Source organism: Novosphingobium sp. B-7, assembly GCF_000410615.1.
Classification (GTDB): Bacteria; Pseudomonadota; Alphaproteobacteria; order Sphingomonadales; family Sphingomonadaceae; genus Novosphingobium; species Novosphingobium capsulatum.
Window position 1 is genome coordinate 440 of the sequence record NZ_KE148454.1, and the last position, 7,675, is coordinate 8,114.

General features: G+C 65.8%; 8 protein-coding genes and 1 tRNA gene. 5 read left to right on the forward strand and 4 right to left on the reverse strand.

What is annotated here, in order from left to right; all coding sequences use genetic code 11:
• Positions 1 to 486: DUF445 domain-containing protein (locus H926_RS31095; protein WP_043610611.1), on the forward strand; the 486-nt coding region annotated here is incomplete at its 5' end.
• 98 nt (positions 487 to 584) lie between these two features.
• A complete protein-coding gene (dxs, locus tag H926_RS0120100) occupies positions 585 to 2,507 on the forward strand; it encodes a 1-deoxy-D-xylulose-5-phosphate synthase (protein ID WP_022677878.1) in 1,923 nt (640 codons plus the stop codon).
• 43 nt (positions 2,508 to 2,550) lie between these two features.
• Here the strand turns inward: dxs and H926_RS0120105 are convergent.
• The 3 genes from H926_RS0120105 to H926_RS34315 all read right to left on the reverse strand — a co-directional run bounded on the left by H926_RS0120105 (position 2,551) and on the right by H926_RS34315 (position 3,676).
• Positions 2,551 to 2,637, reverse strand: a tRNA-Leu gene (locus H926_RS0120105).
• Positions 2,638 to 2,958: 321 nt separating this feature from the next.
• Positions 2,959 to 3,240, reverse strand: coding sequence for an integration host factor subunit beta (locus H926_RS0120110; RefSeq protein ID WP_022677879.1), 282 nt, complete (start codon positions 3,238 to 3,240; stop codon positions 2,959 to 2,961).
• Between the two features lie 106 nt (positions 3,241 to 3,346).
• A complete protein-coding gene (locus H926_RS34315; RefSeq protein WP_148291823.1) occupies positions 3,347 to 3,676 on the reverse strand; it encodes a hypothetical protein in 330 nt (109 codons plus the stop codon).
• Positions 3,677 to 3,735: 59 nt separating this feature from the next.
• On the opposite strand from H926_RS34315, the gene H926_RS0120120 reads away from it, so the two are divergent.
• The 3 genes from H926_RS0120120 (at position 3,736) to H926_RS0120130 (ending at position 7,014) form a co-directional block, all read left to right on the forward strand.
• Positions 3,736 to 5,535, forward strand: a complete 1,800-nt coding sequence (locus H926_RS0120120; RefSeq protein WP_022677881.1) for a peptide MFS transporter — start codon at positions 3,736 to 3,738, stop codon at positions 5,533 to 5,535.
• A 168-nt stretch (positions 5,536 to 5,703) separates the two neighbouring features.
• Positions 5,704 to 6,387 (forward strand): NnrU family protein, encoded by a 684-nt coding sequence (locus tag H926_RS0120125; protein WP_022677882.1) that lies wholly within the window; start codon positions 5,704 to 5,706, stop codon positions 6,385 to 6,387.
• Between the two features lie 39 nt (positions 6,388 to 6,426).
• Positions 6,427 to 7,014, forward strand: coding sequence for a GNAT family N-acetyltransferase (locus tag H926_RS0120130; protein ID WP_022677883.1), 588 nt, complete (start codon positions 6,427 to 6,429; stop codon positions 7,012 to 7,014).
• 21 nt (positions 7,015 to 7,035) lie between these two features.
• On the opposite strand, the gene H926_RS29240 is transcribed toward H926_RS0120130, so the two are convergent.
• On the reverse strand, positions 7,036 to 7,675 hold a 640-nt coding region (locus H926_RS29240), incomplete at its 5' end, for a ribonuclease T (protein WP_022677884.1).

Consider the following 7,675-nt stretch of genomic DNA (forward strand, 5'->3'; position numbering starts at 1 on the left):
ATGAAGATCGTGGAAGGGCTGGAACAGCTTGCCCACGACCTCGTCGAAGACCCCGCCATGCGCGCCCGCGTTGAAGGCATGAAGGCCGAAGTGCTGGCCAACCCCGCGTTCACCGACTGGCTCGACGCGCTATGGGAGCGCGCGCGCGGTGGCTTGCTGGCGGCGGTGCGCGGCGGTGGCAATGGCGCGCTGTCGGGCCAGATCGGCGTGGCCCTGGCAGACCTCGGCCGGGCGCTGCAAACCGATCGGCAACTGGCGCTGCTGGTCAACCGCTTTGCCCGGCGCACGCTGGTGGGCGTGGCCAGCCGCTATGGCAGCCAGATCGTGCGGCTGGTGTCGGAAACCATCCGCCGCTGGGATGCCCGCACCGTGACCGCGCGGATCGAGGGCGCCGTGGGCCGAGATCTGCAGTTCATCCGCATCAACGGCACGCTGGTGGGCGGGCTGGTGGGCCTTGCCCTCCACGCGCTCGACATGGCGTTGTGAGGGCCAGCGACAAGGCCCAAGCTGCTGTTTCCACGCCCCTTGGTGCGAACCATAGGGGTTTTCTCGACAGCGCGCGGCAAGGGGTGTAAGGCGCGATAATGACCGAAATCCCGGCCACGCCTTTGCTCGACACCGTCGATACCCCCGCCGACCTGCGCCGCCTGGCGCCTGGTCAATTGCGCCAACTGGCCGATGAACTGCGCGCCGAGATGATCTCGGCCGTGGGGCAGACCGGCGGGCACCTTGGCTCCGGCCTGGGCGTGGTGGAACTCACCACCGCGATCCATTACGTGTTCAACACCCCCGATGACCGGCTGGTGTGGGACGTGGGCCACCAGGCCTATCCGCACAAGATCCTCACCGGGCGGCGCAGCCGCATCCGCACCCTGCGCCAGGGCGGTGGCCTTTCCGGTTTCACCAAGCGCAGCGAAAGCGAATACGATCCGTTCGGTACCGCGCACAGCTCGACCTCGATCTCGGCAGCGCTGGGCTTTGCCGTGGCCAACAAGCTGGCCGGCAAGCCTGGCAAGGCGATCGCGGTGATCGGTGATGGCGCGATGAGCGCGGGCATGGCCTACGAGGCGATGAACAACGCCGAAGCTGCCGGCAATCGCCTGATCGTGATCCTCAACGACAACGACATGTCGATCGCGCCGCCCGTGGGCGGCCTCTCGGGCTATCTCGCGCGGCTGGTATCGTCGCGCCCGTTCTTGGAACTGCGCGAACTGGCCAAGCGCCTGTCGCGCAAGCTGCCCCGCCCGCTGCACCATGCGGCCAAGAAGACCGACGAATTTGCCCGCGGCATGGCCATGGGCGGCACCCTGTTCGAGGAACTGGGGTTCTACTATGTCGGGCCGATCGATGGGCACAACCTGGAACAGCTGATCCCGGTTCTGGAAAACGTGCGCGATGCCGCGCAAGGGCCATGCCTGGTCCACGTGGTGACGCAAAAGGGCAAGGGCTATGCCCCGGCCGAGGCGGCGGCCGACAAGTATCACGGCGTGCAGAAGTTCGACGTGATCACTGGCGAGCAGGCCAAGAGCGCGGGCGGCCCGCCCAGCTATACCAACGTCTTTGCCCAGGCCCTGATGGCCGAGGCCAAGGCCGATCCCACGGTCTGCGCGATCACCGCCGCGATGCCCTCGGGCACCGGGCTCGACAAGTTTGCCAAGACCTATCCCGATCGCCTGTTCGACGTGGGCATTGCCGAGCAGCATGCCGTGACCTTTGCCGCCGGCCTTGCCGCGCAGGGCATGCGGCCGTTCTGCGCGATCTATTCCACGTTCCTGCAGCGCGCCTATGACCAGGTCGTGCACGATGTGGCGATCCAGAACCTGCCGGTGCGCTTTGCCATCGACCGCGCCGGGCTGGTCGGCGCCGATGGCGCCACGCATGCCGGGTCGTTCGACGTGACCTATCTGGCCAGCCTGCCCAACATGGTGGTGATGGCCGCCGCCGACGAGGCGGAACTGGTCCACATGGTGCACACCGCCGCCTGTCATGACAGCGGCCCGATCGCCTTCCGCTATCCGCGCGGCAATGGCGTGGGCGTGGCGCTGCCCACCGTTCCCGAGCGGCTGGAAATCGGCAAGGGCCGCGTCGTGCGCGAGGGCAGCAAGGTGGCGATCCTCTCGCTCGGCACGCGCCTGGCCGAAGCGCTCAAGGCCGCAGACCAACTCGACGCGCGCGGGCTGTCCACCACGGTGGCCGACCTGCGCTTCGTCAAGCCGCTGGACGATGCGCTGATCCGCCGCCTCATCGCCACGCACGAAGTGGTGGTGACGATCGAGGAAGGCGCGATTGGCGGCCTAGGCGCCCATGTGCTGACCATGGCGAGCGACGAAGGGCTGACCGACAGCGGCCTCAAGATCCGCACCATGCGCCTGCCCGATGTGTTCCAGGATCACGATGCGCCCGAAAAGCAGTATGACGCGGCCGGGCTCAACGCCCCGCATATCGTCGATACCGTGCTCAAGGCACTGCGCCACAACAGCGCCGGGGTTCAGGAAGCGCGCGCCTGATCCTCAAGCCGGCCGGCGTGCCACTGTCGCATGAAGGTGATGGTGGTGCGGGCGGCCGGACTTGAACCGGCATGGGCAAAGCCCGACGGATTTTAAGTCCGTTGCGTCTAACCAATTTCGCCACGCCCGCACGGCTTGTGCGGCTATAGGCAGGTGGCCGCCGCGCGCCAAGGGGGCGGCGCGGCAGCCCTGCAAAAAAGGCCCGCTGTCCCTATGCCGGACGCGAGCCTGACTGCCTGTTAGACTTGGTAGATTTGGGGCTTGTCGCCTGGTCGCGCCGGCTGTGGTGCGTTGGCGGGATATGAATGGCAGGCAGCGCCATTGTCTCGTGCAAAAACGCTGCCTGCCCCCCCTGTAACGCTGCTACCGTGCCCCTTGGCAGCAGCGTCCCTGGCGCCGTGGTGGCCCTTGGCGGGCCGCGCCGGCGCCAAACCGTATTATCTGCGCAGGATCACTCGGCGTTGAGCCGGATGCGCATTTCCTTGCCCGGCTTGAAATAGGGCACGCGCTTGCCCGGCACGTCGACGGATTCGCCGGTGCGCGGGTTGCGGCCCTTGCGCGCATCGCGTTCGCGCGTGGAAAAGGCGCCAAAGCCGCGCAGTTCCACCCGGCCACCGTCGGCGAGGCGCCCGGCGATTTCGTCGAAGAACACGTCAACCACGCGCTCGATCTCTTCGGCGCGAAGGCCCGGGCTGTCCTTGGCCAAAGCTTGCAGCAGTTCGGAACGTATCATGTCACTCCCCCTCCGCGATGCCCCCCGGCATCGTATGAAGTCCCTTTTACGCCGATTGACCCCCGTCACGGCGCAAATTGCACTGTGCCAGATGTCGGACGAGTGTTCAACTTATCGAACGTTCAAAAAATGCAGGGAAATTTGCCGAAAACCGCGCAATTTTCGGCCACCAGGTGAAATTCTCTCCGGTGTGGCGCTCGACCGGCGCGGCCAGTGGCGAAAAACGCATGCCGCGATGGTTTGTTTCGGTGGGGCTTGGCTTCCAGAAAGGAATATTCAGTCGCTTGGCGCTGTCGCGCATGTTCGTTGCAAAGCGGCGCGCGGTTGCAAATTGCGCCTTTCCAAACCGCGCAATCCGGGTAGTTTCCGCCGCAACCGGACTGCTTTTCCCTCGACAAGAGCCGTCCACCAGAACCGTCGATCGTCGCATATCCATCGGCCCTGCCTATTCATCGGCCCCGCCCGCCGGCAGCTTTTCACGGAGCGCATCCATCCATGACCGAGGCGAACACGCCCCCTTCATCCCCGTCGTCCACCAGTGCCCATGGTGACACCGGGTGGTTCGGCCATCCCCGCCAGTTGGCGCGGCTGTTCACCACCGAAATGTGGGAGCGCTTCGGCTTCTACGGCATGCGGGCGCTGTTGACGCTCTATCTCACCAAGCACTTCCTGTTCAGCGACAGCACTACCAACGGGCTTTATGGCGGCTTTGCCGCGCTGGTCTATCTCACCCCGCTGGTGGGCGGGCTGATCGCCGATCGCGTGCTCGGCTCCAAGCGCTCGGTCAAATATGGCGCGATCATGATGTCGCTGGGCTATTTCGTGCTGTGCTTCGGCGGGGAAACCGCCAAGCCCCATGCCGAAATCGCCGGCCAGCGCTATGACGTGGTGGCCGAAAACACCGTCGATCGTCCTACCGCCACGGGCCTGGAAAAGCGCTATGTGGTCATGGATGGCAGCAAGCTGCTGATCAAGGGCAATGCCGATGGCAGCGTGGCGCTACTCGCGCCCGATGGCCACGTCGCCCGCACCGTGCCGGGTGACCAGTTCGCCACCGGCGGCACGCGCTCGTCGTTCTACGTGCTGCTGATGCTGCTCGGCCTGTCGCTGGTGGCGGTGGGCAACGGGTTCTTCAAGCCCAACCTCGCGACCGTGGTGGGCGAACTCTACGCCCCGGGTGACCGCCGCCGCGATGCCGGCTTCACCATCTTCTACATGGGCATCAACCTGGGGTCGCTGTTCTCGCAGATCCTCTGCCCCTGGCTGGCCGATTCCGTGGGGTGGTGGGCCGGCTTCCTGTTGGCCGCGATCGGCATGGCGGTTGCCTGGATGCTCATCCAGTTCGATGGCGGGCGCCTGGCCGGTTACGGCGAGCCACCGGTCCAGCGCGGCCGTGACCTGACCCCGTTCATCTATGTCGGCGGCCTGGTCGCCGTGGGCGCGGTTATCCTGCTGTTCCAGAACCTGCTCGATGCCAAGCCGGTCGCCGCCGGGTCCAGCCTGCTGGCCTATGTGCTGGCGCTGCCGCTGCTGGGCAAGATCCTCTTCGCCAGTTTCCTGATCGGCGTACCCGCGATCCTAGTCTATGCCTGGCGCACCGGCAACCGGGTCGAATTCGAGATGATGGTGGCGGCCATGGTGCTGACCACGTTCAACACCGTGTTCTGGACGCTGTTTGAGCAGGCCGGTTCCTCGCTCACGCTGTTCGCCGATCGCAACACGGATCTTTCGGTGTTTGGCCTGTTCAGCATTTCGGCCGGGCAGACGCAGTTCTTCAACGCGCTGTTCATCGTCACCCTGGCGCCGTTGCTGACCATCCTGTGGGGCAAGCTGGCCGCGCGCGGGCTGGAACCCTCGATCCCGGTCAAGTTCGGCGTGGCCCTGGCGGGCGTGGGCGCCGGCTTCCTGTTCCTGGTCTGGGGCACCCGCTTTGCCGGCCCCGACTTCAAGGTTTCGGTGTGGTGGCTGGCTGGCCTCTACCTGATCCACTCGGTCGCGGAACTGTGCATCTCGCCTGTCGGCATGAGCATGATCACCAAGCTGTCGCTGGCCCGCATCGTCGGCCTGATGATGGGCGTGTGGTATTTGTCGATTGCCATGGCACAATATGTCGGCGGAATCGTTGCGCAGGTTGCAAGTGTGGAAACCGTGGGGGGAGAGGTTACCAACCTCAAGCTGAGTCTTGACACCTATACCAGCGTTTTCAATGTGATCGGCTGGTTCGCGGTGGGGATTGGGGTCGTTCTTCTGCTGCTTTCGGGGGTTTTGCGCAAATTGATGCACGGGGTGCGGTAGTTCGGCGTGGCGCCGTCCTGGCGCCACTTCGGATCAATTTGTTCGGCAATGAGACATGCTTGGGGGATGCCACGCGTCTATGCTCGCCTAAGCGAGCATGGTAAACAATTGTTAGGCTAGCTTGCAGTGGCGTGGGAGCGCTGCAATGCAGCGGGTACGGAGCATGTCTTGATCGAATCACATCTACCCCTGGCCCTGGCGATGCTGTTCTTTGCCGGTTCCCACTGGGTACTCTCGCATCCCTTGCGCAAACCCGCCGTCAAGGCGCTGGGGCTGAATGGCTTTCTTGCGGTCTATTCCATCATCGCCTTGGTCGCGCTGATCCTTGTCTTGATCATGCACGATCGCGCGCCCGATGGGCCAATGCTGTGGAACGGCTATGCCGTCCTGCCCTGGCTGGCTGGCTCGCTGCTCAGCTTTACCGCCACGGCGCTGTTGCTGGCTTCATTCTCGCGCAATCCGGCGCTGGCCCCGCGCAACATGAACGGGCTGTCCACCGCTCTGCCCCAGGGCGTGTTCCGCGTGACCCGCCATCCGATGATGTTTGCCATCGCGCTGTGGGGCATTTCGCATCTGATCGTGGCGCCCAGCCTGCGTTCGCTGCTGCTCAACGGCGGCCTGGCATTGATGGCGGTGGGCGGTGCACGCACCCAGGATGCCAAGTTCCAGGCGCTCTATGACAAGGAATGGCGCATCTGGTCGCGCCGCTCGCCGTTCTGGCCCGATCTGCGCAACCTGGGCAAACTTGGCTGGGCCTGGGGCGGGGCGCTGATCCTGTGGGGGCTGATCACGGCGTTGCACTGGCTGCTGGCCGGCATTCCTGCCGGTCCCTGGCGCTTTTTCGAAAGCTGATCGGCTTGCATCGCCGCGGAAATCGGGCAGGTTTCGGAAATGGAACCTGTGACCGTCTCCGCGCCCGCCCAGCAGTCTGCCTTGCAGCCCGCCCTCGTTACCGAGCGCCTTGCGCTGTGGCATCCTCACCCGCGCGATCATGCCGGGCTGGTCGATCTGCTTGCCCCTCAAGAAGTGCGCCGGCACCTTGGCAACCGCCCCACCAGCGCGACCGAGGAATTCCAGCGCCTGCTGCGCAATGCCGGCTCATGGGCGCTCTATGGCTATGGCATCTTCACATGCCGCCGCCGCGATGATGATGCAGTGATCGGCATTGCCGGCGTGTTCCATTCCTGGCGCGGCTTTGGCCAGGGGCTGGACGATGTGCCCGAAGCCGGCTGGATCTTTGCCCAATCCTGCTGGGGCCAGGGCCTGGCGCGCGAGGCGATGACCGCCGTGCTGGCCTGGTTCGATGCCACGCATGGCACCTCGCAGGGACCACGCCGCGTGGCCTGCATGATCGATGGCGACAATGCGCCCTCGCTCGCGCTGGCGGCCCGCCTGGGCTTTACCGCCTATGCCGAACACGCCGACGGCACGCGTGATGTGCCGCTGGTGCTGCTGGAGCGTGGCGAGGGCAACGGATAGGCCACCACCGCTGCCCTGCCTTCAGCGCTTGCGCTGCCAGATCCGCAGCAGGCTGCCATCATCCAGGCCCAGGCCGTCGCAGGTCTTGGGCCGATCGGCCTGATCGGCACACAGCTGCACTTCCTGCAGCCAGCCGCCGGGGCTGGCGCTGATGCGGATCGACTGCGGGGTGAGGCGGGGGTTGCGGCTGATGAACGCACGGCGCAGGTCGCCTGCGGTCAGCACGCGGCGGCGGGCCAGGCTGTCCATGTCGGGCAGATGCAGCGCAGCCATGCGCCGCGCGCCTTGCGCGAAATAGGCCTCTGGCGTGGGGGCCATGCAGGCGCCATGCTTAGCCCATTCGTGGGCGAGCAGGCGGGCCGAGGGCGTCATGCACATGGCGCGGCGCAGGGTTTCGGCGCTGGGCACCGTGGCGGGGCACCACTGTGGCCATTGTCCGGGCAGGCCATCGGCCCACAGCCCGTGCAGCACGAAGCCGAAATGACCCAGGCTGCCATCGCACTGCGTGCCGCCGATGGCGTCACCCGTGTGGTTGCGACAGAACTGCGGAGACCATGACAGCGCCAGCGTGGTGCCGGTCATCGGCCCGGTGCGGCGCGGCCCATCCGGGGCGGGCAGCGGTTCGGGATCGATGCGCGGTGGCAGCCGGCAGGACGGCGCC